This window comes from Enterococcus sp. DIV1368d (assembly GCF_050542975.1).
In the GTDB taxonomy this organism is placed as follows: Bacteria; Bacillota; Bacilli; order Lactobacillales; family Enterococcaceae; genus Enterococcus_D; species Enterococcus_D casseliflavus.
This window is the reverse complement of the sequence record NZ_CP172939.1, coordinates 1,780,208-1,807,049: the sequence shown is the minus strand read 5'-3', so window position 1 is coordinate 1,807,049 and position 26,842 is coordinate 1,780,208. Positions and strand designations below refer to the sequence as shown.

Below are 26,842 nucleotides of genomic sequence, written 5' to 3'. Positions count from 1 at the left end.
AAGGAGCAGATTGCCATGACACAAAATCAACCGTCTTTTGTTGTAACGAAAGGACGCGCTTTTAGCAAATTAGAACAAACCATGATTTGGAAAAAACCACAAAGTCATCAGACCAGTGCTGAAGAACTACGAATTGCTTCAGAGATCGCGTTGAATTGGGCGGATCCAGAGATGAAGATCTTCAATGTGTTGCTGGAAGGCGATGCTGGGTCTGGTAAGACCCAGTTGGCAAAGGCACTTTCTGCCGACTTGCAACTGCCCTACACCAAAATCACCTGCTTTGCGGATATGGATAAGTCAGATGTATTTGGTGCTTTGTTACCAGTGATCAACACCGACCAAGAAGAGGACAAGGACTTGCTGGATGCGATTTATCAAAGTGATTGTTTTGAAGATGTCTTGGCATTGATCCAGCGGCATTTTTCCTTGACTCGTGAGCGGGCACGGGCGAAATTTGCGGAACTGATCGAACGGATTGAAACCAGTGATCAGCAACCGACGATTCAATACAAATTTTATCCCTCCGAAATCGTACGGGCGCTGGAAAAAGGCTACTTGCTTGAGATTCAAGAGCCAACGGTCATTCGTGATGCTTCGGTACTAGTGGCACTAAACTCGGCCCTTGAACAAAACGGGATGCTAAATATCCCGACTGGCTTTGTTCGACGACACCCTGACTGTGTGGTGATCATCACAACGAATCGGAATTACCAAGGTAACCGCCCCTTGAACGAATCCTTGCGAGATCGGATGCAGCACGCTGAAAAAATGGATTTACCTGAGCTAGCAGTCATGGTGCAGCGAGGCATTGCCAAAACCAATTATCCGGACAAAACGACTGCAGAGAAAATGGCTGAAATCATACGATTACTAGACGTGACCGCCAAAGCCAACGCCATCAAAGGGGTGGCGGGCATGCGTTCTTATTTTTATTGGTTAAATGCAGTCAAACAAGGACAAGATCCCTTTACAGCAATTGATAGCAAAGTGCTCTACAAAATCACTACCGATCCAAATGAGCTTTCTCTGTTACAACAGGCGTTAGAAGCTTCAGGATTATTGGCGCAATTGCGGCTTTTGTTTTCTGGACAACCGCTAAATGCCTTTAAAGAACAAATCAAAGGACGCCGAATCAGCAGCGAAGAGGCTGACCAACGCAATGTAGTGGAAGAAGGCACGCCCATCCTAAAAAATGAGCAAGTCCTTGAGACCGTCAATCAAGAAACTGAGGCGGAAACGATGGAAACCAGTGATTCTGACAAACAAGAAGCGAAAAGCGCAGCAACTGAGGCGACGTTTTCAGAAGAACTAGAACGCAATAGTCATGATGGCCAAGCAAAAGCTGGGAGTGAGACACAAGAGGCAGCTCCTGCTTCTCATTCTTTGTCCATAGAAGCGTATGAAGCCCAGGAGAAAGAAAAGAAAACCACGGCATCAAAGGCAGCACGACAAGCATTGAAAGAATCGATCCATGCCAAAGAAGGGCTGATCGTTCATCGACCACCCGTCGATTTAGAAAAAGCGACTGAAGCCCAACAGCGTTTGCAGCCGTTGCTGCCGATCGTAGAGTCATTGATCAAGCAAACCCAAGAAGTATTGGAAAACGAACAAGCTTCGGCATACAGTAAAGGTAAGTACAGTGGTACACGCTTTGATGCCAGCAAGGTTGCGTATCAGGATTTCCGGACCTTTGACAAGAAGAATCCACCTCACGAACAGCCTTCCTTAGCTCTTGCTTTGCGCATCGATGAATCAGGTTCGATGATTCGAGAAGATCGGATATTGTATGCCCAACAGGCGGTCTTAGCGGTGAATGCTTTTGCCGAACGTTTATCTTTGCCATTGATGATCTATGGCGACACAGCGGACGTGACCGCTCGTGAAAAAACCTCGCTTTTTGCATACAAAGAATTTAATGAAGGCTTTGAATTTGTGCCAGAGAAACTCATGACAATGAAGCCTCGGCAAAATAACCGTGATGGAGCTGTCTTGCGTGTGCTAGCTGAAAAGCTCGCTCATCAGCCGGCAACCACTAAATTACTCTTGAATATCAGTGATGGCCAGCCAAAAGCTCTTCCTGATTATACAGGGGTAAAAGCCAAAGAAGATATTCAGCAGGTGATCGCTGACTATGAACGACAAGGGGTGCTGTTTCTTGCAGCTGCTATTGGGCAAGACAAAGAGGTGATCAAAGCGATTTATGGGGAAGAACGCTTTATTGATCTTTCCAATCTAACAGAATTTCCGCAGCGTTTGTTGCAGCTACTGACAAGGTATTTGTAAACGTCGATAGCTAAAGGGAAAAGAGTGTGGACTGCATGCCGCACTCTTTTTTTGATTATAATTATATTATGTAAACAAGATGATATTTGTCTAAATTTGGAAAGTTCTGTAAAATAGACGCCAAAAGGAGGGTTATCATGAACAAATGGCGGTACTTCTACTATCCTTGCCAATTCGGCTGGCACGCAGCACTTCGTAGGCGCAGTTTGCTGATGAGTGGTGTATTGGCGATTCTTCTACTGATCATCGCCATCTTTGCAGAGCATTGGCTAGTGTTTTTTCATCAATGGCTACAATATGAAACAAATAGCAGTGAGAATCAGATGGATCTCACGTATGCCAGTTGGCTTTTCTTTTTGCAGTTGCTACGCTTCGTACTAGGCGTTCTAACTATAGGCTTGATCGCCGCCTTTTTATGGCACTGCAATCACATGTATCGTTTTCATTTGATGGGGGAGGAGCAGCAATCTCTGAGTATTCGGTTGTTGTTAGGACAGTCTCCGTTGTTAATCACCTTTGAAGAGCTTTTCTTTGTAGGCATTCAAAGCATTGTTATTAGTTTGATAGGGCTTGTCAGCGGTCTGTGGCTTAGTCAAAAAGCACTGCAGGATTTTTTCCATTTCTTTCATCTTCCCGCAGGCTTTACTTTTGAATTTCCCTTTAAAGGTCTATTAATCGCTCAACTTGGTGTGCTCTTGCTGCTTTTTTTGTTACGATTCCGCGGTACAAAGAAGACGGTTGAAGAGATTCTCGTTAACGGATGCCCGAATGGGTGAGAGGATGATAGGCTGCTTTTATTTCCTTCTTCCAAAATGCGAACATATGTTTTATAATAGGTGAAACAAGACAAAGGTCGTGAATTTGTGAAGACATCCTTAACTTTAGAAATGGAAGAGGCACTTTATTATTATTGTCGGGAAAACAGTGATATTGTGGTAGAAGAGGTAGTCATGCCAGATGATCACGGCATCGTGGATACTTTGAGTTGTCGCTTGACGACTGAAAACACGTTTGAATGGCGTTGCTACGAACTCAAAGTTAGTTTGGCAGATTTTCGCTCAAAAGCAAAACTATCCTTTATTGGGAATTATAATTATTTTGTCTTACCCAAGGCATTGTATGAGAAAGTCAAAGATCAGATTGGACCTACAATTGGTGTTCTGGTCTATCATGCATTTCTTGAAAAAGAATCGGGCAGCAAAGGGTATTTCAGTGTCGAAAAGAAGCCCCAACGGCAAGAGCTGCAGGTTCCAGAAAATGCCTTATTGTTTCGGTTGATTTCGGCACAAGCGCGAGAAGTCGGCAAAGCAAAACAGACTGCTCGAGGATTGCGGGTATTTTCAACAGAACGTTTGTACCAAGAACTGAAGAAACGTCAGCCTGAGTATGACTTGTTCGGTGGTGGAGTCAATTACTATGATCGATTTATTGAAGATACTCAGCTGCAAGCGATCGAAGCCTTGAAAGAAGAATTGGCCGCTACGAGATCAGCCTATGAAGCGCTGGAAAAACGTTTTTTATCAGGCGAGTAAGAAGGAGAGAAGAAGATGTACTTCCCGTATATTCGTGGAAAACAATTTGATTTATTGGCGTTGAAAGCACTGTTGGAACAAGATTGTTTGTCAGACGCGATCCAGCCGATCATTGAACCAGTCAAGCAATCAAAAACGTTTTGGACGACCATTGACCTGTTTCAAAGGAAGCAGCATCCTTTTTATCTGGTTCGCAATCCACAGGCGGGAGCTTTTCTGACGGCAGAGGGGTTAGCAGAGTTGCAAAATGTTGCTGCCCCTAAAGCAATGATCGTAGATCGCCCCATTGAGACAGTGGAAGAAAAGCCTGATCTTTGGATCATCCATCAAGCGGACCAAGCACTCGCTAGTGATTGGCGGGAAAATACGCTGCCGGTGCTGGTAAGCAAAGAGTTTCGTTTGTTAAATAAAATCAACGGCCCGAAACTACTGATGGAAGATCCGTTTACCCGTTTACCTAAAAATAGTTTTTATACAGAATGTCCAGACGAAGGATTTTCAAAAACCCATCATCTTTATCATAAATTGGGCTATGCGGGATTTAGTGATTTTTCTGTCGATAGCAAAATTTATTATGAGCACAGTTATCCCTCAAAACGGTTGGTTTTGCATTGGATCTATCCGACAGCAGAGCAAGACTTGCGAATCGTTCACTTATTTTCTGAGGAAGAATTACCAAGTCAGAAAGAAAAGTTTTTCGAAGTCATGGAAGCTTTGTTACAGCATGAGGAAGAGTATCCTACGCAAACAGCTGGGCTGCAGCTATTAGTTGCTGCTTATCAGCAAGGGGCGTTTCCTGGTATGGGCGTTATTCGGAAAGCTGCCGTTATGAATCACTTGGAACTCGTCAGTCGTCTTATTTAGTCGCTATACGCATACGATTGTAGGCTCTAACAAAATACTGCCATTTATTGTACAAAACACCTTGATTGCACCCATTGTTTTCAGGATAGTGATAAAATCAGGGAAAAGGAGTTGGCGCTCGTGGGAACAAAAGATAGAGAATATTATCGAAATGAAGGAAAAGAATTTGAAAAAAACAAGAAAAACCTGCTTATTCGACGTTTAAATCAACTAATCGTTGTCTTGGTCATTTTGATCATTGTCTTTTCGGCGATCCTGTATTACATAGTTTGAAACTTTCCGTAGCTGTCATTGCTTTATTGGCAGCAACAAAACGAAACTTGTACTTAGATGACTGTGCACCCTTGATTAGGACTCGCTATGGGAATCTGATCCGTTTAAGTGAAAACTGAACGCAACGAAATGTTTCTTGTTTATCGTTGCTGGTTTGCCTGTGATCAAGATTCCCATTAGGCTATTAGTTAGCACAAATTTGCTGGGTTAAGTGCGAATCATTACTGATAAGATCGTGAACAACGATACTTGACTGATTCATTGAGTTTGGCCAGCAGCTGCAAACAAACCTTGAATTCAAAGATTCAAGAATCAACAAGATCAAATACAGACAAAGGTACAGGTATAATTTGTCAGTTGATTTTCTTATCAGACCTAGAACAAACAAAAACTATCGCTCAAATAACCATTTTTTTGGATTATGCTGCCAATTAGGTGAATTTAAAGGAAATATTCCTAAATAAGAGGGAGGAGAGCCGTAAAATTACCAGTTAAATACGGTGTTCGAAAAATTTTATATTTTAGTTTACATAATATATATTATACAAAGTTATATTCGAAAAAGAGTTCGTGATATTTTAGACAGTTCAAGTCAATTTTGCATCATTTTACCTCCCTCCGAATGACTTTTATCAGAAAATTGTCTCTAATTCATCTAAAATTTAACTAAAGCTAAGAATTTCTTATTTTACAAGTTTCTTCAGATTCTTTTTGGATTTACTAATCAACAGATTGTTAACGGTCTTGTAGCAAGTTACATACGGATTCGTCTTTTTTATCTCAGCAAATACAGAATCAAGCTATCAGCCTTGATTCACGAACCAATCGGTTTGATTGTATGCTATAATCATGTTGAAAATCTTTGAGCTTTTACCTAGAACTTTATTCATATATAGCCAATCCATTTCAAAGTTCTTACACAAGTAGTTAGACGTTGCAAATGCCAGCAAATATCTATTACATGATTCGATAAAAAAGAACCCTAAAATCATGTAGATAATTTAGGGTATTTCGTTATTTAATATAATTGTAATGTTCATAGGTCGACATAAACGTCCATATTTTGCTAAAAAAGTCTGAATAAAGCGCCGTTGATCATTCCTTGGAATACTAGAATCATGGCAAGTAAAATCAAACCAGCAGCTACCCATAAGCTTATTTTTCCTTTTCGTCGACTGCTGAACGGGTTTTGCTTCAAGTTGCCACTCGTCAGGATGAAATACATAATCATGCTGAATGATATGAGCAAAATAATTTCTATCCCTATACCTAACCATAATCGCTGATTGTTTATTATTGTCATTTTATCACCTCAACTCATTTTACCATTAATGAGTTGCAGACTACTGATTTGCCTGGTTTGCAGCTTGTTTTTTCCACTGTGTAATTAACACCCGATAAAAGCAATTCCATCCGTATAAGCTGACAATTTTAAAAGGAGAATAATAATGAAAAAGAAGAAGCAATTAAAGCTAGTCTTTTTACCAAAAATCTGGGCGTCACTCCTCTACTTGCTTTTCGTGTTCACAGCCCTCTTCCTCTACTTATCAAAGTACTTGGACGTTTCTTTCTTTACTTCGATGTATCCTGACTTTTATCTTCATATCTCCAATTTTTCGATTAGTTTGATTATTGGCTTACTGGGGTACTTTTGGCTTCTCGTAGGTGCGCCATTTAAAGCCGTCACGCTATTGACCCTGCTCTTACTCATTGCCAATCTATTGAGCGAGACTGTCTTGGGCTTTATGAACACCCCTGATCGAATCGATTTACTTTTTGGGATTGCAGGAACGCTCGTCGCATATTTTACTTTGGCAATGATCAAAAGACACGGTTTAGTCAAGAATCAATCGGTTTGATTCAAACAGTCGTGACTTCTCCTTATATGATCCCCCTTGCTACTTAGGTTCAACCCATTTTTTGGGAAAAGAAACATCTTGCTGCAGTGATTTAGCCGAAAAAAGCACTCAATAAAGGGAGTGCTTTTTTTCGTTTCCATTGGCGATACTTTCGTATGGCTAGTCACTTGGTAGCCAATACAATGGACTTAGCTGTAGATTTTCCCAATACGGGTTGTGAAACCCTATCAAATAGTGCATAGCTAAATACCCAAAAATCATAAAGCCAAATGACAAAGTCACGATCCGTCCCCACCGTGGTATTTCTTTGATAAATAGACCTAGCATACCTATCAATAAGGGGAACGAATAATTAAACAGTAAATCACTTCTAATATTTTGGTTCCGAGGATCCTTCATTATTTTGTCATTTAAGCCCCAACTTATGCCGACGATCACAAACATAAGCGCCAGAATAGTCAATCGTTTGGGATCAAAAAGCCACTGTTCTTTATCTTTCCTACTTGCAAAGTAGATCGTAAGCAGGACCACGATTAATCCAGACATACTATTCTCCTTTTTCGCCAGCTATTTTCTAAAACGTTCATGATTACTTCAGGATAAATTATAACATATATAGTATAAAAAAACGATACCCGCCACTATCCCCTTGTTTGATGCACTTTTTAGATGTTTCATAGAAGAATCAGAAATTTAAAAATCTGTTCGCTTTACAAAAGAGAACGTATGTTTGTATTATATAGATAAGAGGTGATTGCTATGGGTATGCTGCAACCATATGAAGATCGGAAAAAGCTAAAGTGGCAAGGATTCTTTTTATCTGAGCATACAACTGAAATTGAAGAAGAGCCGACACGCACGTTTGATTGTCCGCCTAAGCCGTCACTCACAACGGAAGAAATCAATCAATGCTTATTCGAAGCGATGAAAAAGAATCTAACTGTGGCGATCCAACGAGAAGAAGTCAATGAAGAAGGTGGCTATCCCCCAGATATTGTCGGAAAAATCAACGGATACGACACATTGGGCATTTATTTGACGGGAGAAACCACAGAAAAAATTCATTATGATGAGATTCGTCATGTTGCTTTTTATGAAGAGAAAAAATGGTTTGATCTCAACGAATGATCCGCTTTTTACTACTTACTAAAGGAGGAATACCTGATGCAAACACAAAAAGGCGCTGTCTCAAAAATAAGGATCGTCTCCTTTGCCCCCTCCCCTTTGGTCCGCTTTACACTAGGCACCACCAACTGTTTGATTGCGAAGCACAGTTTGAATTTTTTAGGCGATGTTGATGAGGGCATGTTTCTAACTGTGGGTGGCTATTGGAATAAGCGCCACCAATTCGTGGTGCAAAAGTATACGGTATACGGCAAAACAAAAATCATGTTGGATATCGATGCCTATCGACAAAAAACAGTAAAGGCGGGTTCATTATGAGAGCAAGAGACCTCTTGACAGCACTGACAACGTCGTCGAGTGCAGCAGATTACCAAGGAATTTATTTAACTTACAAAGAAAACCTGATTCCTTTTACGACGATCGCACAAGATAGTCATAACCAATTGATTTTATTTTTCGAACCCAAAAAGCCTGCTTTGACTCTGAAAGAATTATATACACAGCTAATGCTGCATAAGAATTTGGACTTGCTCTATTGGGATGGCGAGTCACGACAAAAGGTATTGGGGTTTCGTGAACAAGAAGAAAAAATCATCCTTTAGTCCCCTCGCCTATTTTGGCACACAACAAACGTTGAAAATCTCGGCAAAAAGAAAAAAATGAAGTATACTTTGTGTAAAGACTAAAGGAGTTTATCATGAAAAATCAAAAGATTACCCAAATGAGTTTTGCGAAAGTCTATCCTCTGTATATTGCCAAAGCAGAACGGAAAAATCGGACAAAAGAAGAAGTAGATCAGATTATTACCTGGCTGACTGGGTATGACCAAGAAACACTCCAACAGATGGCTGATGATGTTTCTTTTGAACACTTTTTTAAGCAAGCCCCTCAGCTCAATCCTGCACGAAAACAGATTACTGGTGTGATTTGCGGGATTCGGGTAGAAGAGATCGAAGAGCCAATAGTTCAAGAAATTCGTTACCTAGATAAACTGATCGATGAATTGGCGAAAGGAAAAGCCATGACGAAAATTCTGCGCTCTGCTGAATGAGGCGTTTTTTTCGAGTTGCTATTTAAGAATCAACGCTTTATACTAGAAATACCTTGGCAGGGGCAAATCATTGCTCAAAACACAGTGGGACAACACCCCACTGTGTTTTTTTATCCTGCTTTTCTTGACGACAGCTTGTAACCAGGCAGGCGATCTTAGTTTAGTTCAACCACTTAGCATGTAGTGCCCTTTGGAATTGGCCGCCTTTTCGTGAAAACACAAGAACGTTGGCTGCGGCTCTCCTCTTCTTTACTCAACAAGGCGCTCTTGACACGTACAAAAAAGCACTCCTCTTATAGAAAGGAGTGCTAACTATTACTTTTTCATTTCTTTGATCTGTTCTTTTCGTTTCAAATACGCCAGCTCTTTTTCCATTTTGCGATAGCGAGCGAAGGCTGCTTCTGAAAGCTCACCGGCAGCAATAGCTGCTTTGACCGCACATTTCGGTTCTGTTTCATGCTGACAGTCTCTGAAGAAACAACCTTCAGCATATTGACTGATCGCTTCAAAGGATTGCTCGATCGAAGCTGACCGAACGGTACTGATGCCAACTTCCCGCATGCCAGGAGTATCGATGATCATTGCGCCAGAGGGCAGTGTGAACAACTGGCGACTCGTCGTCGTGTGTCGTCCTCGACTATCCTCTCGTATGTCATTGGTTTTTTGAACGGCTTGCTCCATGAGCTGATTTAATAAGCTGGACTTCCCAACGCCTGACGAACCGATAAATGCACTGATTTTTCCGTCTGAAAAGTAGGCTTCTGTCAGCAATTCGTTCGGTTCATAAATAGAAGTAGCGAATGCTTTCACACCAAAAGCATCGATTAATGCTTGCAACAGCTCTGCTTTTTCATCAGCTGTGACTTGATCGGCTTTGGTCAAGAGAATCACTGGGTTAGCGCCACTGTCCCAAGCGATCGTGACAAAGCGCTCTAACCGAGCGAAATTGAATTCTTCATTGGCGCTGGTTGCAATAAAAACCGTGTCGATGTTCGCAGCGATCCCTTGTTCATCCGTCCGATTTCCAGCTACTTTTCGTTGTAAAAAACTCTTTCGTGGGAGCAAAGCATCAATCAAGAAATGATCTTGATCATACACCTGCCCTTGGACAAAATCACCAACAATAGGATAATCCTTTGGCACTCGTGCCTGTTGACGAAATTTTCCTGAAACGGTTGCTAAACATTCTTCTCCTGTGGTCAGGCGGACTTTTGCGATATCCTTAGCCTGAAAGACCACGATTCCTTGTTTTTCCATGATTTCCCTCCAGTTAATTAGGAGGCCGCACTTAAAAAGAGAAACCTCCGAGTTGATGTTGCTTCATTTGATTTGTCATAGGACATTTCCCCTTTCTATGTTGTGCTCATCATGCGATGTCGCTTTATTATACCACTGGAACGGACAGTATGCTAAAGCAAATGACCCAAAAGAACATTTACTGAAACGAAGTAGATAAACAAGCCAGCAATATCTTTGATCGAGGTGATGATCGGTGCCGAACCGGCTGCTTGGTCGATGTTTAGTTTAATAAGTACAAACGGGACTAAAAAGCCAAGTGCTGCGGCTAAGGTCATAGCAAAAACTAATGAAATCCCAACAGCGACCCCTAACATCGGGATCCCTTGCCAAAGTGAAGCAGCGGTTCCAGAGATGATCCCGACGATCAAGCCTAGACTCAAACCGATCCAAACTTCTTTAAAGAAATGGCGGGTGAAGGTTGAAAGATCAATATGCCCTAACGACATTCCCCGAACAAATACAGTAGAGGATTGTGTACCAACGTTTCCACCCATATCCATGATCAAAGGAATAAAAATCGCAACGGCTGCCACCGACTCCAACGTTTGTTCAAATTCATCAATGACGACCCCAGCTAAAAGCCCAGCAACAAGCGTGATCACTAAGAATGGCAAGCGGACTTTCCAGATTTGCCACAGGCTGCCATTGATCAAAACATTACTACGGTCTGCTTCATTAGAAGCAACATCGACTAAACCAGCGGCATTAAACATGTCTTCCGTTGTTTCTTGCTCGATGACATCGATCGCGTCATCGACGGTAATGATCCCAACGATTCGTGATTCCTTGTCTACGACTGGCAGCGCAATGATATCTAGTTCATTTAGCAAACGGGCTGCTTCTTCCTGGTCGGTGTCCGTGGTCACATAAATAACTTTTTGGGACATGATCTCACTGATGCGTTGCTCCCCTTGTGCCATTAAGAGATCTTTCAGCGACAAAACACCTTCTAACGTTTTCGTTTGATCAGTAACATAAAGCGTATAGATCGTTTCTTTTTCTTTGGCTTGCATTCGCACTTTTTCTAACGCTTGATTGACCGTCATATCTTTTTTCAATGTGATGAATTCCGGTGTCATCAAACGACCCGCAGTTTCGGCTTCATACCCTAGTAAGAGGTTTGTTGCAGCACGTTCATCCGGTGCCATTGATTGTAAAAGTTTTTGTGTTACGGTCGCTGGCAACTCATCCAAGAGTCTTACTCGGACATCTGGTGCCATTTCGTTCACAAACTCGGTTGCCCGTTCATCGGTGAAAGAGCGTAATAAGTGTTGTTGTGTAGCTGGTGTCAAATCTTCAAACAGGATAAGTGCTTTATCTTTCGGTAATAGTCGGAAAACGATCACTTTTTCATCCGCGGATAAATTGCTGAACAATTGTAACAACGGCAGCTCTTCCATTCCTGATACGAGTTCTTTTAATTTTTCAGAGTCTTTCTGATTTAAATAATGTAAGATGGTTTCTTGCTGGTTCATGGGATACACTCCTTCTCCTGTAATTTTGCTCAAAGAAAGAAAGGAAATCGTTCAGAAAATTGTCCAGATTTCTTTCGTTTGAAGGTTGCGTGCTATACAGCTGAAATTTCGTTCCGCAGCTGGAGATGCCTGTTATTAAAACAAGCATCAAAGGGAAATAGCAACAACTTTATTCATTATATCACATAGTTTTTTTAAAACATGAAAAATATGACTTGCAAATAAAAAAAACCATTCAGGCATGTTCCCTTGGTAAAGAAAGTGGGTTAAGAACATTTGAGATCAAAAAGCAAAAGAAACCTGAAAGTTCTGTAAAACGCTCCATGCAAATGGTATGATGAATGGGTTGCAGTTTTTTTACTCCCCGTTTATGCTAACTATACATCAATGAAAAGAGAGGCAAAAAAAGATGGCAAAGAAAAAAACATTTATCGGATCGGTCACTGCGCTTCTCGCACTCGCAGCAGTCGGATTTAGTTTCCTACACAGTAATGATCTATTCCCAAATCACAAAACACCATCATCAGAAGTGGCAGTCACTTCTGCTAAGGATATTCGTGCAGATGAGCTGGCACAGTTAACTTACCAAGGCACCCAAACGATTGAAGTCAATCAGAACATCCCTGAGTTTTCAGAAGACGACCTTTCACTTGAAAATGGTGCCTGGGAAGCATACGGCGACCTTGACCACCTCAATCGAGCGACTTCGGCTGAAGCAATGTTGAATCAATCCTTAATGCCTACGGAAAAACGTGGCGATATCTCCAGCGTGAAACCGACAGGCTGGCGTAATAAACAGCTCCCCAATGGGAAATATTTATATAATCGGACGCATTTGATTGGGTTTGCTTTAGCTGGCGAAAATGCAAACTGGAAGAATTTGATCACGGGAACTAGTCAATTGAACAATCCAGAGATGTTGCGGTTAGAAATGGATATCAACTACTATCTCAAGCAAGACAAAAACCATTATGTTCGATATTCTGTCACTCCAATCTATCGTGATGACGAGCTGGTTGCCCGTGGGGTACAGATGCAAGCCCAATCTATTGGCGACGATACGATCCAATTCAACTATTATATCTTCAACATCCAAGATGGTGTCACGATCAACTATGCGGATGGCAGCAGCGAGATTTCAAATGAAGATATGACGCAACAGGAGAATGCTACAAGTAGTGAGAACAACACGACAACAGCCACTTCTCAAAACAGTGAAACAGAGGAGAAACAGAAAGAATATGTCGATCAACAAGGAAATGGTTTGATCAAAGGATCAAGAAGCGGCATCTATCATTTGCCAGGATCTAAATACTATGATGATACGACGAATCCGAAAGAATGGTTCAAAACGATCGCTGAAGCGGAAGCTGCTGGCTACCGTGCACCAAAATAAAAAAGCCTCTAGGCTTTTTTATTTTGGTGTTAAGCTATTCTTCATTGTCATGCGTTTGTTTTTCGTCTGCTAAAAGTGCTTGTCGCAACGCTTTGACATAGGCCTTCCCTTCGTCTGTAAAACGAACCGAACGTGACTTAAAGCGATAAGCTCGGTAAATTAGGCCTCTTTTTTCGAGACGCAGCAAATGACGATAAACCAAAGAGGTCGTTTTTATTTCTTCATTGGCACAGATTTCTCGTATGGTAGGTGCGCAACCTTGAGCTTGCATATATTCGTCAATGAAAAGTAAGATTCGATCTTTTCTAGGCATAAGTCCTCCTTTCCGCAAAACAGTCTTCACTGCTGCAAATTCGTAAAAACCGATAAACTGCTACCTGGTCTGCTTTTTGTCCGATCAATACACTGAAAATCTATTGATCTGTCTCTTTTCCCCTTCTTCTAACGAGTAAAAGTTCTTTTTATACGCTGAAATTTTCCCCTTAACGAGAAAAGCATCGGCTAGCAGCGCTCTTTGGTATTGATTTTATCAAATTTAGCAGCAAAAAATAGCAAATTTCAAAATTATTTTCCTTTTTATTGACCTAAAAATAAATAGAGCTATTATTTTTTCTTAGAATTTGTTATTCTAAATTTAAGTAAAGGAGGATTTTATGTTAGGGATCGGTTTATTTTTTGTAGGAATTACTTTGATAATCAACGGCTGGGGCAGCTTACTTCACATTGACTACCGCTCACTTGCTTTGATCAATCTTTTTACAGGTACGTTATCTTTTATTATCAATCTAATCTATATGCTTCAAGGCGCTTATTATGAAGCAGGCACTGGCTTTCTCTTTGCCTTCACGTATTTGTTGGTAGGGATCATTTACCTTTTTGATTTAGATCTACGTATTTATGGGATTTTCGCACTATTCGTAGCCATCAATACCTTACCTTTTGCTTGGGTCTCTTGGCAATGGGAGCAAGATCCCCTCTTTGCATTGATTTGGTTAACATGGGGAGCGTTATGGTTTTGCGGCTTTTTGGATACGATCGTGAAGGTAAACTTTGGTCGTAAGATTCATTATTTTGCGATCGCTTGTGGTATCTTCACTACGTGGGTCCCAGGCTTGCTGATGCTAGTAGATCTCTATTAAAAAAGAGTGATTATCTCAATGATAATCGCTCTTTTTTAATAGGAAAATTTAGAAAAATTGTTTTTTTCTAAAAAGTGTTCAATCTCCTGCATCGCTTTCTGAGGACCATTTGTCGGGAAATCCTTCTTTAACTGATAGGCTTGTTGGCAAATCTTCGGAGCACCAACCTCAGTCAGGGCAGCTTCCAGCTTTTTCTCAGTTAATGGTTTTGTCAGCGCGATTGCATTGCCATACGCCACGCAGTACTGAATATTGCAGCATTGCTCATAGTGCATCCCAATTCCGATAAACGGCTTCCCAGATGCACAAGCTGTTTGAACAGTCCCTTCCCCACCATGGATAAAAGAAAAATCGATATGCTCATGCAATAGATGACTTGGCAGATATTCGGTCAAGAACAGATTCTCTGAGTCGTTGTGTTTCCCCTTGAGTAGATGTGTAACCGGAGCAATGATCGCTAGTTCCGAACGGTTTCGCAAGAAAGCTAAGATTTTTCGCACCATGCGCGGATTCCCCGAACTGCCCATCGCAAAATAAACGATTCGTTTTCTTTCCCGCCGCTTTTGTTGAATAAAAGTCAACACTTCGTCTGGTAAAGAAGACCCGAGCTTCGCAAAAATCGGCCCAACGATTTGATAATTTTCTGGCAGCTGCTCTTTCGTTAAAAATAAATCAGGAGTGGTGATGAGATTTAAATCAGCGTCCATCATTCGTAAGCTCGTTTCAGGCATAAAAAGTTTTTCTGTTTGAGCAGCGTGTTTGAATGCTCGGGGCATCCAGCGGGATTTTACCAATTGTTTTCTTATCCAATACCAAAGTGGTTTCCTTAGCGGTCCGAAGAAACGCAAACTAGAAGGGATAAATGCGCTATCTGATCGAAAAAAGGGATCGCTCATCGCATAGGGTTTTACGTAGACTAAGGGAATCTGTTTGCTGCGAGCAGATAGAAAGATCGTGACATTCGATCCAGTTACAATGACCTGAGGAGCAAGTTTATCGATCAGCTTTTGTTCGCTCAGAATACGCGCGGCAACCATCTCTTTGGTGAAGGGATTTTTGATTGAGCGTAGTTGATCTAATTTTATGATCTGTTCCTCTTGTTTTTCTGTCAGAGTCGGCGTCAGCAAATGGTACGTAAAGCCACTTTCAGTGATAAGTGAAGCAAAGGTTTTTGAAAAACCAAAGAACTCGCAGTGGTGATTTCCTTGCATTTGTTTAGCGACTTCGATCATTCTTGTCGTTTCAGCCAAGTTGAATACCGCAGGCGCAAAAAGAATCGTTGGCATGAAATCCTCCTTATGTATCGAGTCCATCCACTCGTTTCTTTCAAGTATACTAAAAGTAGGCACATGTAGGAGAAGTTTTTTTGCAGATCTTCTCGTTCATCTTTTTACATTATTTAATTAAAAATTTGCTATAATAAAGAAAACCTTTCAAGGAGTAAACCAATGCGAAAAAAAAAATCTTCCTTGCGGCTTAGTACATTATCAAGCGGGCTCATTCTCTTTGCTTTCTTTTTCTTGATTCAACAATTTTGGGAAATGGTTGTTTCTGACTTTGCACTTTTGCCTTCGCTGGCATTCATCCAAATTCTCTTGATGATCCTTTCAACCTTTCTCATTAGCAAGTTTGTTAAAAAACGCTCGTGGCGGCAAGTGCTTTTTGGCAGCTACCTATTCATCATCGGCTCGCTATTTTCTTTCTGGCTAGCAAATAATCCATTGGAGCTGCAAGCAGTCATTCTTTATATGATAGGCGCTTTTTTTGGCGGCATTCTTTGGGAATATTTGGCCCAGCGCTTGTCAACAGATCTTCTGGCCAAAGAACATGAACCTCGTTAACAGAGGTTTTTTTCTTTTTCTGATAGAAAAGGCAAACATTCTTCGTATATAGTGTGAAGGGGTGAAAAAGGTGCAGGATGAAGAAATCATTGAACGAATCAAAAAGAAAGACTATGCCGGCTTAGAAGAACTGTTAGCTGTTTATGGTGATAGCATGCTGAGGACGATTCATAGTGTCCTCTCCCAACCGCATGAAGTGAGCGAGCGCCAAGATGTAGCGAACGAAGTTTTTTACGAGGTTTGGCAAAAGATTGCTGCGTACCAACCAGAAAGAAGCCGCTTGATTACTTGGCTGCTTTTGATCAGTCGTAGTCGTGCGATTGACCACAAGCGGAAGTTGAACAAGCGCTCACTGGAAGAAAAACCTGTTGATGAGCAGGAACTAGCTATTGAAGAATCACCTTTGACAAAGGAAAACTTTTTGGGCTTTATTGAAGACCTTGAAGCCCTCGATCAAAGGATCTTTCTGCTCTACTATTTTTACCAAGAGTCACCCGAAACCATCGCAGAGCAGACGGACTTAAATGTCTCAGCGATCTACAATCGTCTTTCCCGTGGCCGCAAACGCTTAAAAGAAAGGATGACTATCGATGGATTTTAAACAGTTAGTCTTAAATGAAAACAATTCACTGACAAAAATATCTGAACAAGAAAAAGCAGCAACCTTCGAGCTGTCCAAACAATATGTTTTCTTGCAAGATCTATTAGAGGAGCTTCGGACGCTTTTAGCAAAAGACGAAACGATTCTTGGCTATCTGCCTTTGACGCCAGATGGAAACCTCGCCTTCGCCAATCAAGGGCTTGGCGCCTATGCCTATGCAACAACCGAGAAAGCAAAAGCATACCGTGACATCTTTCATGATACCCGCGGGAATCGTTTGTTGGTTTTCACAGAAACCCGCATGCTTTTTCTGGTCATCATCGACTATTTAGAAAGTAACACCTATTTCAGTTACCCCTATGAGACCATCAAGGCGTTCACGATCAAGCCAAGAAAGCTGATGAAGCACGAATCACCAGAGGATAAAGAACAATTCCATTGGGGCTATTTCGACTTTCAGGCAGGGACGCACATTTTCTCAGAAGTACTGACGAAAAAAGACTACGAATTATTTACGTCCTATCACGAATCGATCCCTGCACTCAAGAAAATTCCGATTCAAAACAAAGTTTACCGAGCAGCGAAATATCAGTATTTCCTGAGTAATTGGCATTTCAGTTTTCGCTTGATGACCGCTTTCAACCTGCTTTTCCTGCTGCTGTTTGTATTAATGATTCTCGGATTTTTCTTACACATTGGCCCACTGAAAGGATTTTATTATAAGGATCTGTTGGACATAGGTATGGTCATTTCCCTTTTTTATAGTAAGAACATTTTGCCATAAAAAAGGACTGCTGCTCCTTCCTAAGCATTTCTTTGGTATCAATTGAATAAAGCACCAGATTTTCTACAAAAGAGTACCCCTTGCAGGATTCAAGTCAAAATGAATGCTGCAAGAGGTATTTTTCGTCTCGGACAATTGGGATATTCCTAACCGTTCGTTTTTTCATTTCCTTTTGAAATTCTCAGATTTCTTGTGAACTTTTCAGAAGACTCCACTCATAATTTCATACATGCCTAATGGGATTATTTTTTCCTTCACGCTTGCTTTTTAGGAAGAAACGTTATGATGATTTTACTTGCTAGGAGGTGTGAAAAATCGAACTTATCGGACATTTGGTCTTTTGGATCCCGTTTTGTCTTTTTCTAGTGATTGGATCGTTTTTCATACAATGGCGGAAACGTTTCGTTTCAACCCTTATTGCAGCGATCCCATTTCTCTTTTTTATGGTAAAAATATTCAATTATCGGCACTATGAGCCAGATTCTATTTTCATCATCTATTTGGTCGGGCTCTTCTTGTCGGCGATCTTACTGATTGCTGCTGTCCGCCGGCTGTCAAAAAAAGCCTAAACCTAGGGTTACTAGAAAACAAAGACATTGCCTAAATGAAATCCAGCCTAACTTTAAGGTTCATTTAAGGTTCACGGACTATAGTCAATACGGACATAATAATTTAGAGCCTGTGCTAGCGGAAACTAGCGCAGGCTTGTTTGATTATTTATAGAAAATAGGACAAATCGCTAGCAGGTGTTGGGTAGGCAAAAATCATTTGGGCCAGCGCTTCTTTCGATAGCTGATTCTCCAACACAAAAACGAAGTGGTTGATCAACTCATCGGCCAATGCAGAAACAATCGTGACCGCAACGATGGTATCAGATGTGTTATAAACCAATTTGATTTTTGCATCTTGATCATTGATTCGTCGATAGGTATACCAAGAAGAAAGATCCATCACCTCGCTATGATATTCTGAGGCATTATCGGCAATCTCTTGCTCACTGATCCCGACTCTTGCCAGTTTTTCCGCACCAAAAACCAGCGTAGGGATCAGCGGATAGCGGATGGGTGTTTTCTGATCATCTATATGCTCGACAAGATAGGCGGCTTCAAAGCTGGCAACAGGCGTCAGTTTGGGCTGCTTTTTCGCTAGCACATCCCCGATTGCATAGATGTGTCTTTGACTAGTCTGCAAAAACTCATTAACTACGATCCCTTGTTTTGACGTTTCTACCCCTGCCTTTTCCAATTGCAGCTGGTCGCTATTGGGTCTGCGTCCCGTGGCACCAATCACTGCTTCTACGGTGAGAGACAATGCTTGTGTCTGGATCGTATAGTGGTTTTGTTCTTTCGTGATTCGCTGCGTGTTCTGATTAAAGTGGAACGAAACGCCTTGGTCCTGCATTGAACGAACCATTTCTGCGGTCAATTCAGCATCAAATCCTTTTAGCGGCTGGTCATTATGATGGATCACATGAACTTCAGCACCTGCTGCTTGAGCGATCATCGCCAATTCGAAGGTAATATACCCAGCACCTATGAAAGCAATCGTTGCTGGCATCTTTTCAAAGGAAAGAAAATCAGTACTGCTTTGTAGATGCTCCTTGCCGACGATGGGCAGTACGGCTGGACGCTGTCCTGTCGCAATAATTATTTTTTCTGCTTGAATCTCTTCTGCGTCCACGACGACCGTATGGGCATCACGAAAAGCGGCTTGTCCGTAGTAAGTAGTGATCCCTTCTGCTAGTAACCCTTGTTTGGTTGACTCTGGCACCCGATCGGTATACGAGCGCTTAAACGCCATCAGTGCCGGCCAATCAATGGCTACCTGTCCTTGAACACCATTGCCTTGCATACGTTTCGCCTCTGTTTTGACTTCTACACCTCGCATCAGTAGTTTTTTCGGATCACACCCGCGATTGGGACAAGTGCCACCCCATAAATCGGCTTCAACGATCGCCACTGTCTTACCTTTGGCTTTTAACCCGTAGGCAGCAGCCGTTCCAGCTGGACCCGCTCCGATAATCAGTACATCCACCTTTTTCATCTGTCTCCTCCTTCTCCTAAAAAAATATTCCTGCGCTTGCTCTTCCCTTCAAGTATAGCGAATCACGGTCAGCCAACAAAATAATTCGCCTTTTGCGGCTCCTGCGAATGATCACAATCAGACCTTGAAGTTGCGTTTGATGTGGTATACTTTTCTTGTCAGTTTAACGACAAAGGAGAATGAATGACTGTGAGTTTTAAACGTTTTTTTCAGCTCTTTCTTTTTTATTTTCTCTCGATTCTGGTGGCATATGGCCTGATTGCATTTCTAGCAGTAGATAACTTTTGGCTGGTGGTCTGTTTGATGACGATTGTCGGCTACCTCACCTTGGGTATCCCACTAACCTTATTGAGTTTAAAGAAGAAAAAATAAGACAACAGACAAAGACACCAGCAACTTTTCTAAGAAGCTGGTGTCTTTCCTCATTGATGCGATTATCCTAATACGATCTGGGCATCTGCCAATGCTTTTTCCACGACTTCCATCACCAGCTTGCTATGGGCAAGACGTTCCTTGACAAAGGCCTGATCATTTTCGTGAATGGCTTGTGCAAAACGGACAAATTCTTCAAACATACGATGTCCGTGAACGCTGCGATCCTTATGGCTTTTTGCCCCATGGACCGGTTCAACGTCATAGCTGGCAAGCATATTCGTCGGCCCATTGACGATGATCGATCCTTTCGTCCCTTGGATCGTTGAACGAATCGTCGCTGTCGAATCTTTGGCGCCAATACAAACGACTTTTGTTTGTTCATAGTCTAAAAACAGCATACCAGAAGTATCGATCCCCTGTTCGACATTAGCAAAATAGCGGACACTTTTTGGTTTTCCTAAAAGCCCGACGACAAAATGAATATTATAGATATTGATATCCATCAATGCCCCACCACCCATTTTCGGGTTAAAAGCAGGTAAAACGGTCCCCTCTTTGAATAAATCATAACGAGAAGAATACTGCGAATAGTTGCATTCAATCACTTTCAGCTCTCCCAATGTTTCAAGCTGCGCTTTTATTCCTTGATAGTTGGCTAAGTACTGATTTGTGATGGCTTCGATCAAAAGCACCTTGTGGGCAGCAGCCAATTCTGCTAATTCTACTAATTCTCGTGTCTGCAACGTAAATGGCTTTTCACAAATGACGTGTTTGCCAGCGAGGATTGCTTCTTTGGCAAAGGAATAATGCAAATGATTGGGCAGTGCGACATACACGGTGTCAACGGATGGATCCGCCAAACATGCCCCTAACTCTGTGTAGACGGTTTGAATCTTGTATTGCTGTTTTAAGTGATTCATTTTTTCTAAATCATTTTCTGTCCCAAAAATAGCGGACAGTTCAAGTTGTGGGACATCCCCTGCCACCGTTAAAAAATCATGGACGATCATGCCTGCCCCTAAAATCGCTAAGTTCATCTTGCTTCCCCTTTTCTATCTTCTTAAATCATTTGTTTCAATACTTCGGTGATCACTTTATGATCCTCTAAATGAGCCAAACCTGACACACAGATAGCACCAGTGACTTTTCTGTCTTCGATAATTGGAAAACCACCACCACAAATTGCATAATGTTCGTCTTGTGCCCATTTAGCAAATTGTATATCTCTATCTTTTTGCGCATAGACGTACAGTGAACTATGCCCGCTTTCTAGTACCGTTCGTTCTTTTCTTTCAAGCCAAGGGCTCTCTTTTCGCCCTGCCATTAAAAATCGAATGATCGGCAAGCCTTGATGAACAACTTTGATCCCTACCGGCTTCGGGTAGTTCCTTTTAACGTACTGATCGATGGCAATAACCAACCGCAATGCGAGGTCATTGTCAAAATGAGCAAACTGCAGCTGCTGTTCTTCTTGCAGGATTTCTGAAGGTTCGATTCGGATCTACTCCTTTACGTTGAGTCAGTTGATGCCTTCAGGCGCTTTGCTTGTCAAAAGCCCCATAATCACCCTGCCTTATGACTCAGTAATCACTTGATTGATGCCTGTTTCTAGCATTTCGATTTGTAAAATCGTTTCTTCGTCTTTCACGATTTTCTCTTTGCCATGGATGATCGTTTCATAGACGCCCTCATACACACGGCTATAATCACCAATTTCAGAGATGACTTTTTCTTCATGGTAGTTCCCGTTAGCATCCATATAAGTTAGTGTGCCATAGTGCTCTGGCAAATCGATCCCAAAATCGGCATGATCTGGGAGATAAAACTGTTTTAGATGCTCTTCTTGTCGATCCTTGGTTTGTTTTACAAAAACGCCGTTTTCGCCATAAACGACAAAACTAGGCCGCTCTTTTAATCGGAAGTAACTAGATTTGACTGAGACTTTCATTCGACCATAAAACAGATCCAAATCGAAGTAATCATTCATGCGATTTTTTCCAAGCAATTGCCGAACCTCATAATGGACATCGTCTGGTTGTCCAAAATAGGAGATCACTTGGTCCAGTGTATGACAAGCGTGTCCGTACAAGTAGCTAGTATTCAATGAAAATTCGGTCACTGACCGTGGAATCTCTGGACGAAAATAATCAAAATGCATCTCTACTTCTAAGAGATCTCCGAGCACGCCGCTTTCGATCACTTTTTGCGTGGTCAAAAAATCGGAATCAAAGCGGCGATTTTGATAGCATTGCACAAACAAGCCTTTCTCCTGCGCCAGTGCGAACAATTCCTTTGCTTGTGCCGAAGTTTCCGTAAAAGGTTTTTCGATCAAGACATTTTTCCCATGAAGCAAGACATCCTTGCCTAATTCATAATGCAAATGACTGGGGGTCGTGACCACAACTAATTGAATTTCAGGATCACGGTAGATATCCTCTAAGTCAGAGGTGTAATGAACACCTTCTAGTGTTGGCCAGGTAAGCTTTCCGCTTGGTGAATAGATCGTCTTTACTTTGATCTTATCCTGCAGCTTGGTTGAAAAAGGCAGATGGTAGCGATTGGTGCTTTTTCCGTTTCCGAGATATGCGATAGTTAACATTATGACGCCTCCTATGAATTGATAGCTTGATTATTGCTGATATCCTTCGAAATGAGAAGTCTTTTGCCAAAAACAGGTTCTTTTGACCAGACTTTTTCGCAAACTGCTGAGTGGTTCTGAACATTTTTACCAAATTGACAAAAAGGTACAGTTTTTGCTTTTGGTTTTCTTTGTCCTAGGCTATGATTAGAAAGAGGTGGTTTGATGTTATTAGGAGATAAATTACGGCTTCAAGAAGGATTGACCAATACGGAGAAACGGATTGCCGATTATATTTTGCAAAATATCAATGATGTGCCTTCGTTGACGATTGAAGTCATCGCCAAGCATACATACACATCCCACTCTTCCGTCATTCGTCTAGCCAAAAAGATGGGGTATGAAGGATTTAAAAGTTTTCGCTTAGGTCTGGCTGAAATTGCCCATAATCAGATGTTCAACCCAACCTTTGTTGACGCGAATTTTCCCTTTTCGCCTAAGGATCAAACACCTGATATTTTGAAAAAAATGGCCGATCTAACGATCAACTCGATCCACAAAACCCATGCTCAGGTCGCCCCAGAAACGATGGAAGCAGTGGTACAATCGTTGGAAGCTGCACAGCGGATTTTCTTATTTGCTCGCGGCGATTCTCAGATCCGAGCAAGAAGTTTTCAAAATAAGTTGGTCAAAATCAATAAGTATCTGATCGTAGCTGATGAATATGGGGATGATGCGTGGAATGCATCGAACGTCACGCAAAATGATTGTGCCGTGTTTATTACCTACCGTGGGAAAAATACGCAATACGAAAAAATCATGCAGCACTTTCGTGATGTCGGGGTACCAGTGATCGTGATTTCTGGAAACGCCTATGCGAAAATCATCCCATTAGCGACCCATGCGATCATCGCTTCTCATGATGAACGTGATTTTCTCAAAGTCGGCACCTTTTCTTCACAGGTCGCCTTTGAGTATATTTTAGATTCACTGTTTGCCTTGCTGTATGCCAAAGAATACCAAAAAAATATTGTCGAGTTAAGAAAAAAACAAACTGTTTTGGAATCAGGGATTCTCTCAGAATACCCGTCAACTGAAGAAAAGAGGGAAATGAAATGATCAATTGGGGAATTATTGGTGCCGGAAATATCGCCAATCGCTTTGCTGCAAGTTTAGAAAATTTTCAAGACGCCCAGCTTTATGGGGTTGCTTGTCGTACGATGGAAAAAGCGCAAGCGTTTCAAGCAAAATTTCCGTGTGACGTCGTCTTTGATGACTACCAAAACCTATTAGATGATCCAACTATCGATGTCGTTTATATTGCTTTGCCGCATTTGTATCACTATGAATGGATCATCAAAGCCTTTCAAGCGAAAAAAGCTGTTTTATGTGAAAAACCAGCAACCTTGACTGCACAAGAAATGCGCGACGTACAAAAACAAGCCCAAGCACACGAAGTCTTCTTTATGGAAGCTATGAAGCCACGCTTCACGCCGGCGTATCGCAAACTAAAAGAACTTGTGGGAGGTGGTCATATCGGTGAACTAACAAGTGTCACGACTACTTTTCGCCGCCATTTACCAGTCGAAGGCAGTTCTTACCATTATCTGCCAAAACAAGGGGGTGCTTTACTGGATATGGGGATCTATAACTTAGCCTTTATCCAGGATTTTTCACCAGAAAATTTAACTGCCGAACTGATCGATTACAGCCTTTATGAAACTGGGGTTGATACCTACGTTGAAGCACGCTTTGTCAGTGAAGACTTTGTTGCAGTGATTGAGACTGGATTTGACCAAACAAAAGAGACGGTGGCGGAATTACAAGGAACAAAAGGGAAAATCACGATCCCCAACTTCCATCGCCCCGCTTCTTTTACCGTGACGATTGACCAAGAAGACACGGTCTATGATATAGGGTACGAGATCGATGATTTCCATTCGGAGATTCAAGCAGTTCATACCGCTCTTGCACAAGGACAACTCGAAAATCCCCTGATGTCCTTAACAGATAGCATTACCTGTATCGCTTTAGCTGATGAACTAAGAAGCTTACTAGATGCGGAAAAAAAAGACAATTAAGATCATGCCCCATCGTTTTTGAATAGAACTGACCAGTGGCTAACACTCGGTCAGTTTTTTTGTATCAAAAATCGAGCGCTCTCTTTGACGGTATCGAAATGGCTATATTATATTTATTGAGTATATTTTTATACAAATAGAAAAAGAAAGGAAAACGCCCATGACACCAGAAATTATAACGTATCTTATTTGTTTATTGACCTTCGCTTATCTAGCTGTGACGGTTTTTACTTTTGTAAAAAATCGCCGGACAGGTGACGACTATCGCCTCCGTATTTTTTACGTGTTGGCAGCAGCACTCGTCTTTTTGCTTTCCGTTTATGCAATCGCTACCGGTCAAACCTATGACGACTTAGTGACATCGATAAATGATCTTTTTCAATAAAACAACGACGGCACGAACCCCTGCGGATCTCTTCGTTTGTGAACCTGTGGTTGAGGGAAGGATCAAAACAGAAACGAGCCAATGAAAGACTGCTAATCGATGGCTTTTCCATCAGGATCTGCTAAGCCGAATCAATGTCTTTCAATAAATGATGTCTGATTTTTTATGGAGGTGTGCATGCTCATTCAGCTTAAAGAAGCGAAGCTTTCCGATCTGCTTTCAATCTACTTGATACAAAAAGCGGCCTTCAAACCACTCTTTCTCCGTTATCAAGACAAAGAAACTTCTCCCTATTTACAAAGTTTCGAGAAGCTAAACGCAAAGTTTTCTGCGTCGAATACCACTTATTATTTAATCATGACCGCTCAGAAAACCGTGGGCTTCCTAAAACTGACGGTTGAGCAGGAACATACGACGAAGCTATCTTCCATCGCCCTTCTTCCCTCCTACGAGAACCGCGGGATTGGTAGACAAACAATGATCTTGATTGAAAGGAACGTACAAACAAATACGATTCGTTTGAATACGATCCTGCAAGAACCCAAGCTGGTTCACTTTTATCATTCTTTGGGGTATTCCCCAACAGGCAGGTTTCAAAGCCCTTCTTCAGCAATCTGCTTTGTCTCCTTTACGAAAAAAATTGCTGCGAAATAAAAAAGCCATCTCGCCTTTCATCGGCAGAGATGGTTTTTTCTATCAATTGCCATCCTTTACAGCAATCATTTTTATTGGTCCTGCAAGGTGTCATCGGTTTTTTTACGCAATCGCGGAATCTCTTTCACATTCATTAAATCTAAAAAGAAAGTGAACAATGGGATCCCGATGATCAAGCCCCACAAACCAAAGAGGTGTTCGCTAAGATACAGGAGAATAAACGTGTAAAACATCGGGATCTCTGTTTTATTAGCCATCAAGCGGGGATTTAAGATATAGGATTCCAACGCATGAACAAACACAATGATCAGTAAAATGTAGATCACATCATTAAATCCGCCGATAGAATAGGCAATAAACGTTAATGGAATACACGAGATGATCACACCAGCAACAGGAATCAAGCTGAGAAAGAAAATCATCAACGCCAAACTCAATAGTTGCGGAAAGCCCATCACCGCTAAGGCGAAGACAGTGATCGCTGTATTGACTAAGGCGATCACCAACTGCGTCTCAATAACATTTCCGAAAGCCCGCGTAAACTTAGCTCCTAAATAGTAAACATCTTCAAAGAACCACGCCCCTCGCCCTTGCAAAAACAGCCGAGAAAACGCAACGGTCTTTTTGTTATCGATCATAAAGAAGAAACTAAGCAGAAAGGAGATCAGCACCGTCAATGCCAACTCACCGAAATTATACAGATAATTGATCACGACTAGAACGCCGCTTTGTAATTTCTGGATGTATTCGCTGGTCTGCAATAAATTCAAGACATATTCGATCAATTCATTATTGGAGTCTGTCCGTTGGTAGAAATCAGCAACGGAATTGACTAATTGGACGGATTGTTTGATGATGATGGGTACATAATTTGTTGCTACTAAATAAAGAATAAAAACAATCAAGCTGTAAGTCAGGATGCTCGTAAGCTTAATGGGCAGATGACTTTTTCGATGGAGCAAAAGAACCAGCCGATAAATCAGATACGTAAAGATAAAGGTCAGCAAAAGAATGGTCATCAGACTGCGAAACAAAAAAAGAATGCCCGCAAGCATAAACAGGACCGTCCAGCGCCGCAACACAAGATTTTGAAGAAAAGCATTATAGTATTTCATCTGTAACTCCTTTATTCGTTGCAATGGAGCAACGAAGCATTTCAGTAGTGCCTAAGAATTATCTAATCATTAAACTATGCAAATAGCAA

Annotated in this window: 30 protein-coding genes; 20 read left to right on the top strand and 10 right to left on the bottom strand. The window is 41.6% G+C overall.

The window, feature by feature from the left end; all coding sequences use genetic code 11:
- Positions 1 to 15: 15 nt before the first annotated feature.
- The 6 genes from IGJ44_RS08375 to IGJ44_RS08350 all read left to right on the top strand — a co-directional run bounded on the left by IGJ44_RS08375 (position 16) and on the right by IGJ44_RS08350 (position 6,811).
- A complete protein-coding gene (locus IGJ44_RS08375; protein WP_074535821.1) occupies positions 16 to 2,283 on the top strand; it encodes an AAA family ATPase in 2,268 nt (755 codons plus the stop codon).
- 137 nt (positions 2,284 to 2,420) lie between these two features.
- A complete protein-coding gene (locus tag IGJ44_RS08370) occupies positions 2,421 to 3,059 on the top strand; it encodes a hypothetical protein (RefSeq protein ID WP_074535823.1) in 639 nt (212 codons plus the stop codon).
- A gap of 87 nt (positions 3,060 to 3,146) precedes the next feature.
- Positions 3,147 to 3,815, top strand: coding sequence for a hypothetical protein (locus IGJ44_RS08365; protein WP_074535825.1), 669 nt, complete (start codon positions 3,147 to 3,149; stop codon positions 3,813 to 3,815).
- 15 nt (positions 3,816 to 3,830) lie between these two features.
- The gene (locus tag IGJ44_RS08360; RefSeq protein ID WP_086295391.1) at positions 3,831 to 4,679 is read left to right on the top strand and encodes a sce7725 family protein; all 849 of its coding nucleotides are present in this window, start codon (positions 3,831 to 3,833) and stop codon (positions 4,677 to 4,679) included.
- A gap of 120 nt (positions 4,680 to 4,799) precedes the next feature.
- Positions 4,800 to 4,952, top strand: coding sequence for a hypothetical protein (locus IGJ44_RS08355; RefSeq protein ID WP_010748347.1), 153 nt, complete (start codon positions 4,800 to 4,802; stop codon positions 4,950 to 4,952).
- A 1,448-nt stretch (positions 4,953 to 6,400) separates the two neighbouring features.
- Positions 6,401 to 6,811 carry a hypothetical protein gene (locus tag IGJ44_RS08350; protein ID WP_074535832.1) on the top strand — a complete coding sequence of 137 codons (411 nt, stop codon included), beginning with the start codon at positions 6,401 to 6,403 and terminating at the stop codon, positions 6,809 to 6,811.
- Positions 6,812 to 6,970: 159 nt separating this feature from the next.
- Here the strand turns inward: IGJ44_RS08350 and IGJ44_RS08345 are convergent, their stop codons facing one another.
- Positions 6,971 to 7,357 (bottom strand): hypothetical protein, encoded by a 387-nt coding sequence (locus IGJ44_RS08345; protein ID WP_074535834.1) that lies wholly within the window; start codon positions 7,355 to 7,357, stop codon positions 6,971 to 6,973.
- A gap of 213 nt (positions 7,358 to 7,570) precedes the next feature.
- On the opposite strand from IGJ44_RS08345, the gene IGJ44_RS08340 reads away from it, so the two are divergent.
- The 4 genes from IGJ44_RS08340 to IGJ44_RS08325 all read left to right on the top strand — a co-directional run bounded on the left by IGJ44_RS08340 (position 7,571) and on the right by IGJ44_RS08325 (position 8,987).
- Positions 7,571 to 7,939: a hypothetical protein gene (locus IGJ44_RS08340; RefSeq protein ID WP_074535836.1), complete on the top strand. Its 369-nt coding sequence runs from the start codon at positions 7,571 to 7,573 to the stop codon at positions 7,937 to 7,939.
- Between the two features lie 36 nt (positions 7,940 to 7,975).
- Positions 7,976 to 8,254 (top strand): hypothetical protein, encoded by a 279-nt coding sequence (locus IGJ44_RS08335; protein ID WP_010748343.1) that lies wholly within the window; start codon positions 7,976 to 7,978, stop codon positions 8,252 to 8,254.
- Complete coding sequence (locus IGJ44_RS08330; RefSeq protein WP_005226077.1) at positions 8,251 to 8,538, top strand: hypothetical protein; 288 nt, start codon at positions 8,251 to 8,253, stop codon at positions 8,536 to 8,538. Before IGJ44_RS08335 ends, IGJ44_RS08330 begins: the two co-directional genes overlap by 4 nt.
- A gap of 95 nt (positions 8,539 to 8,633) precedes the next feature.
- On the top strand, positions 8,634 to 8,987 hold the full coding sequence (locus IGJ44_RS08325) for a DUF2200 domain-containing protein (RefSeq protein ID WP_167827279.1): 354 nt from the start codon (positions 8,634 to 8,636) through the stop codon (positions 8,985 to 8,987).
- 315 nt (positions 8,988 to 9,302) lie between these two features.
- Here the strand turns inward: IGJ44_RS08325 and rsgA are convergent, their stop codons facing one another.
- On the bottom strand, positions 9,303 to 10,244 hold the full coding sequence (gene rsgA / locus IGJ44_RS08320; protein WP_074535839.1) for a ribosome small subunit-dependent GTPase A: 942 nt from the start codon (positions 10,242 to 10,244) through the stop codon (positions 9,303 to 9,305).
- 152 nt (positions 10,245 to 10,396) lie between these two features.
- On the bottom strand, positions 10,397 to 11,761 hold the full coding sequence (gene mgtE / locus IGJ44_RS08315) for a magnesium transporter (protein ID WP_074535841.1): 1,365 nt from the start codon (positions 11,759 to 11,761) through the stop codon (positions 10,397 to 10,399).
- 409 nt (positions 11,762 to 12,170) lie between these two features.
- On the opposite strand from mgtE, the gene IGJ44_RS08310 reads away from it, so the two are divergent.
- Complete coding sequence (locus tag IGJ44_RS08310) at positions 12,171 to 13,157, top strand: DNA/RNA non-specific endonuclease (RefSeq protein ID WP_074535843.1); 987 nt, start codon at positions 12,171 to 12,173, stop codon at positions 13,155 to 13,157.
- A 34-nt stretch (positions 13,158 to 13,191) separates the two neighbouring features.
- On the opposite strand, the gene IGJ44_RS08305 is transcribed toward IGJ44_RS08310, so the two are convergent.
- Positions 13,192 to 13,470 (bottom strand): LexA family protein, encoded by a 279-nt coding sequence (locus tag IGJ44_RS08305; protein ID WP_074535845.1) that lies wholly within the window; start codon positions 13,468 to 13,470, stop codon positions 13,192 to 13,194.
- Positions 13,471 to 13,810: 340 nt separating this feature from the next.
- On the opposite strand from IGJ44_RS08305, the gene IGJ44_RS08300 reads away from it, so the two are divergent.
- Positions 13,811 to 14,296 carry an AmiS/UreI family transporter gene (locus tag IGJ44_RS08300; protein ID WP_005226071.1) on the top strand — a complete coding sequence of 162 codons (486 nt, stop codon included), beginning with the start codon at positions 13,811 to 13,813 and terminating at the stop codon, positions 14,294 to 14,296.
- A 35-nt stretch (positions 14,297 to 14,331) separates the two neighbouring features.
- On the opposite strand, the gene IGJ44_RS08295 is transcribed toward IGJ44_RS08300, so the two are convergent.
- The gene (locus IGJ44_RS08295) at positions 14,332 to 15,582 is read right to left on the bottom strand and encodes a glycosyltransferase (protein WP_074535846.1); all 1,251 of its coding nucleotides are present in this window, start codon (positions 15,580 to 15,582) and stop codon (positions 14,332 to 14,334) included.
- Between the two features lie 162 nt (positions 15,583 to 15,744).
- Here IGJ44_RS08295 and IGJ44_RS08290 point away from each other — a divergent pair, with 162 nt between their 5' ends.
- From IGJ44_RS08290 to IGJ44_RS08280, 3 genes are all read left to right on the top strand, one after another.
- Positions 15,745 to 16,137: a hypothetical protein gene (locus IGJ44_RS08290; RefSeq protein WP_074535847.1), complete on the top strand. Its 393-nt coding sequence runs from the start codon at positions 15,745 to 15,747 to the stop codon at positions 16,135 to 16,137.
- A 61-nt stretch (positions 16,138 to 16,198) separates the two neighbouring features.
- Complete coding sequence (locus tag IGJ44_RS08285; protein WP_016609350.1) at positions 16,199 to 16,738, top strand: sigma-70 family RNA polymerase sigma factor; 540 nt, start codon at positions 16,199 to 16,201, stop codon at positions 16,736 to 16,738.
- Complete coding sequence (locus IGJ44_RS08280) at positions 16,728 to 17,522, top strand: hypothetical protein (protein ID WP_016609351.1); 795 nt, start codon at positions 16,728 to 16,730, stop codon at positions 17,520 to 17,522. The genes IGJ44_RS08285 and IGJ44_RS08280 overlap by 11 nt, the downstream gene beginning before the upstream one ends.
- Positions 17,523 to 18,239: 717 nt before the next feature.
- Here IGJ44_RS08280 and IGJ44_RS08275 read toward each other — a convergent pair.
- Positions 18,240 to 19,565: a dihydrolipoyl dehydrogenase family protein gene (locus IGJ44_RS08275; protein WP_074535853.1), complete on the bottom strand. Its 1,326-nt coding sequence runs from the start codon at positions 19,563 to 19,565 to the stop codon at positions 18,240 to 18,242.
- A 183-nt stretch (positions 19,566 to 19,748) separates the two neighbouring features.
- Here IGJ44_RS08275 and IGJ44_RS08270 point away from each other — a divergent pair, with 183 nt between their 5' ends.
- Complete coding sequence (locus tag IGJ44_RS08270; RefSeq protein ID WP_005226063.1) at positions 19,749 to 19,937, top strand: hypothetical protein; 189 nt, start codon at positions 19,749 to 19,751, stop codon at positions 19,935 to 19,937.
- Between the two features lie 62 nt (positions 19,938 to 19,999).
- Here IGJ44_RS08270 and IGJ44_RS08265 read toward each other — a convergent pair whose 3' ends face one another.
- From IGJ44_RS08265 to IGJ44_RS08255, 3 genes are all read right to left on the bottom strand, one after another.
- A complete protein-coding gene (locus tag IGJ44_RS08265) occupies positions 20,000 to 20,977 on the bottom strand; it encodes a Gfo/Idh/MocA family protein (RefSeq protein WP_074535855.1) in 978 nt (325 codons plus the stop codon).
- A gap of 23 nt (positions 20,978 to 21,000) precedes the next feature.
- Positions 21,001 to 21,399, bottom strand: a complete 399-nt coding sequence (locus tag IGJ44_RS08260; protein ID WP_080542651.1) for a heme-binding protein — start codon at positions 21,397 to 21,399, stop codon at positions 21,001 to 21,003.
- 114 nt (positions 21,400 to 21,513) lie between these two features.
- Positions 21,514 to 22,539 (bottom strand): Gfo/Idh/MocA family oxidoreductase, encoded by a 1,026-nt coding sequence (locus IGJ44_RS08255; protein ID WP_430606561.1) that lies wholly within the window; start codon positions 22,537 to 22,539, stop codon positions 21,514 to 21,516.
- A gap of 204 nt (positions 22,540 to 22,743) precedes the next feature.
- Between IGJ44_RS08255 and IGJ44_RS08250 the strand changes: the two genes are divergently transcribed.
- From IGJ44_RS08250 to IGJ44_RS08235, 4 genes are all read left to right on the top strand, one after another.
- Positions 22,744 to 23,637: a MurR/RpiR family transcriptional regulator gene (locus IGJ44_RS08250; protein ID WP_074535856.1), complete on the top strand. Its 894-nt coding sequence runs from the start codon at positions 22,744 to 22,746 to the stop codon at positions 23,635 to 23,637.
- Positions 23,634 to 24,599 (top strand): Gfo/Idh/MocA family protein, encoded by a 966-nt coding sequence (locus tag IGJ44_RS08245; protein ID WP_074535858.1) that lies wholly within the window; start codon positions 23,634 to 23,636, stop codon positions 24,597 to 24,599. Before IGJ44_RS08250 ends, IGJ44_RS08245 begins: the two co-directional genes overlap by 4 nt.
- 160 nt (positions 24,600 to 24,759) lie before the next feature.
- On the top strand, positions 24,760 to 24,984 hold the full coding sequence (locus IGJ44_RS08240; protein ID WP_074535859.1) for a hypothetical protein: 225 nt from the start codon (positions 24,760 to 24,762) through the stop codon (positions 24,982 to 24,984).
- Positions 24,985 to 25,161: 177 nt separating this feature from the next.
- A complete protein-coding gene (locus IGJ44_RS08235) occupies positions 25,162 to 25,638 on the top strand; it encodes a GNAT family N-acetyltransferase (protein ID WP_074535861.1) in 477 nt (158 codons plus the stop codon).
- A 71-nt stretch (positions 25,639 to 25,709) separates the two neighbouring features.
- Here the strand turns inward: IGJ44_RS08235 and IGJ44_RS08230 are convergent, their stop codons facing one another.
- Positions 25,710 to 26,753: an AI-2E family transporter gene (locus tag IGJ44_RS08230; protein WP_034857450.1), complete on the bottom strand. Its 1,044-nt coding sequence runs from the start codon at positions 26,751 to 26,753 to the stop codon at positions 25,710 to 25,712.
- Positions 26,754 to 26,842: the final 89 nt, after the last annotated feature.

Coding starts and splice junctions, on each gene's coding strand:
- IGJ44_RS08375 (WP_074535821.1), top strand. CDS start 16: ATGACACAAAATCAACCGTCTTTTGTTGTAACGAAAGGACGCGCTTTT.
- IGJ44_RS08370 (WP_074535823.1), top strand. CDS start 2,421: ATGAACAAATGGCGGTACTTCTACTATCCTTGCCAATTCGGCTGGCAC.
- IGJ44_RS08360 (WP_086295391.1), top strand. CDS start 3,831: ATGTACTTCCCGTATATTCGTGGAAAACAATTTGATTTATTGGCGTTG.
- IGJ44_RS08350 (WP_074535832.1), top strand. CDS start 6,401: ATGAAAAAGAAGAAGCAATTAAAGCTAGTCTTTTTACCAAAAATCTGG.
- IGJ44_RS08345 (WP_074535834.1), bottom strand. CDS start 7,357: ATGTCTGGATTAATCGTGGTCCTGCTTACGATCTACTTTGCAAGTAGG.
- IGJ44_RS08340 (WP_074535836.1), top strand. CDS start 7,571: ATGGGTATGCTGCAACCATATGAAGATCGGAAAAAGCTAAAGTGGCAA.
- IGJ44_RS08335 (WP_010748343.1), top strand. CDS start 7,976: ATGCAAACACAAAAAGGCGCTGTCTCAAAAATAAGGATCGTCTCCTTT.
- IGJ44_RS08330 (WP_005226077.1), top strand. CDS start 8,251: ATGAGAGCAAGAGACCTCTTGACAGCACTGACAACGTCGTCGAGTGCA.
- IGJ44_RS08325 (WP_167827279.1), top strand. CDS start 8,634: ATGAAAAATCAAAAGATTACCCAAATGAGTTTTGCGAAAGTCTATCCT.
- rsgA (WP_074535839.1), bottom strand. CDS start 10,244: ATGGAAAAACAAGGAATCGTGGTCTTTCAGGCTAAGGATATCGCAAAA.
- mgtE (WP_074535841.1), bottom strand. CDS start 11,761: ATGAACCAGCAAGAAACCATCTTACATTATTTAAATCAGAAAGACTCT.
- IGJ44_RS08310 (WP_074535843.1), top strand. CDS start 12,171: ATGGCAAAGAAAAAAACATTTATCGGATCGGTCACTGCGCTTCTCGCA.
- IGJ44_RS08305 (WP_074535845.1), bottom strand. CDS start 13,470: ATGCCTAGAAAAGATCGAATCTTACTTTTCATTGACGAATATATGCAA.
- IGJ44_RS08300 (WP_005226071.1), top strand. CDS start 13,811: ATGTTAGGGATCGGTTTATTTTTTGTAGGAATTACTTTGATAATCAAC.
- IGJ44_RS08295 (WP_074535846.1), bottom strand. CDS start 15,582: ATGCCAACGATTCTTTTTGCGCCTGCGGTATTCAACTTGGCTGAAACG.
- IGJ44_RS08290 (WP_074535847.1), top strand. CDS start 15,745: ATGCGAAAAAAAAAATCTTCCTTGCGGCTTAGTACATTATCAAGCGGG.
- IGJ44_RS08280 (WP_016609351.1), top strand. CDS start 16,728: ATGGATTTTAAACAGTTAGTCTTAAATGAAAACAATTCACTGACAAAA.
- IGJ44_RS08275 (WP_074535853.1), bottom strand. CDS start 19,565: ATGAAAAAGGTGGATGTACTGATTATCGGAGCGGGTCCAGCTGGAACG.
- IGJ44_RS08270 (WP_005226063.1), top strand. CDS start 19,749: ATGACTGTGAGTTTTAAACGTTTTTTTCAGCTCTTTCTTTTTTATTTT.
- IGJ44_RS08265 (WP_074535855.1), bottom strand. CDS start 20,977: ATGAACTTAGCGATTTTAGGGGCAGGCATGATCGTCCATGATTTTTTA.
- IGJ44_RS08255 (WP_430606561.1), bottom strand. CDS start 22,539: ATGTTAACTATCGCATATCTCGGAAACGGAAAAAGCACCAATCGCTAC.
- IGJ44_RS08250 (WP_074535856.1), top strand. CDS start 22,744: ATGTTATTAGGAGATAAATTACGGCTTCAAGAAGGATTGACCAATACG.
- IGJ44_RS08245 (WP_074535858.1), top strand. CDS start 23,634: ATGATCAATTGGGGAATTATTGGTGCCGGAAATATCGCCAATCGCTTT.
- IGJ44_RS08240 (WP_074535859.1), top strand. CDS start 24,760: ATGACACCAGAAATTATAACGTATCTTATTTGTTTATTGACCTTCGCT.
- IGJ44_RS08235 (WP_074535861.1), top strand. CDS start 25,162: ATGCTCATTCAGCTTAAAGAAGCGAAGCTTTCCGATCTGCTTTCAATC.
- IGJ44_RS08230 (WP_034857450.1), bottom strand. CDS start 26,753: ATGAAATACTATAATGCTTTTCTTCAAAATCTTGTGTTGCGGCGCTGG.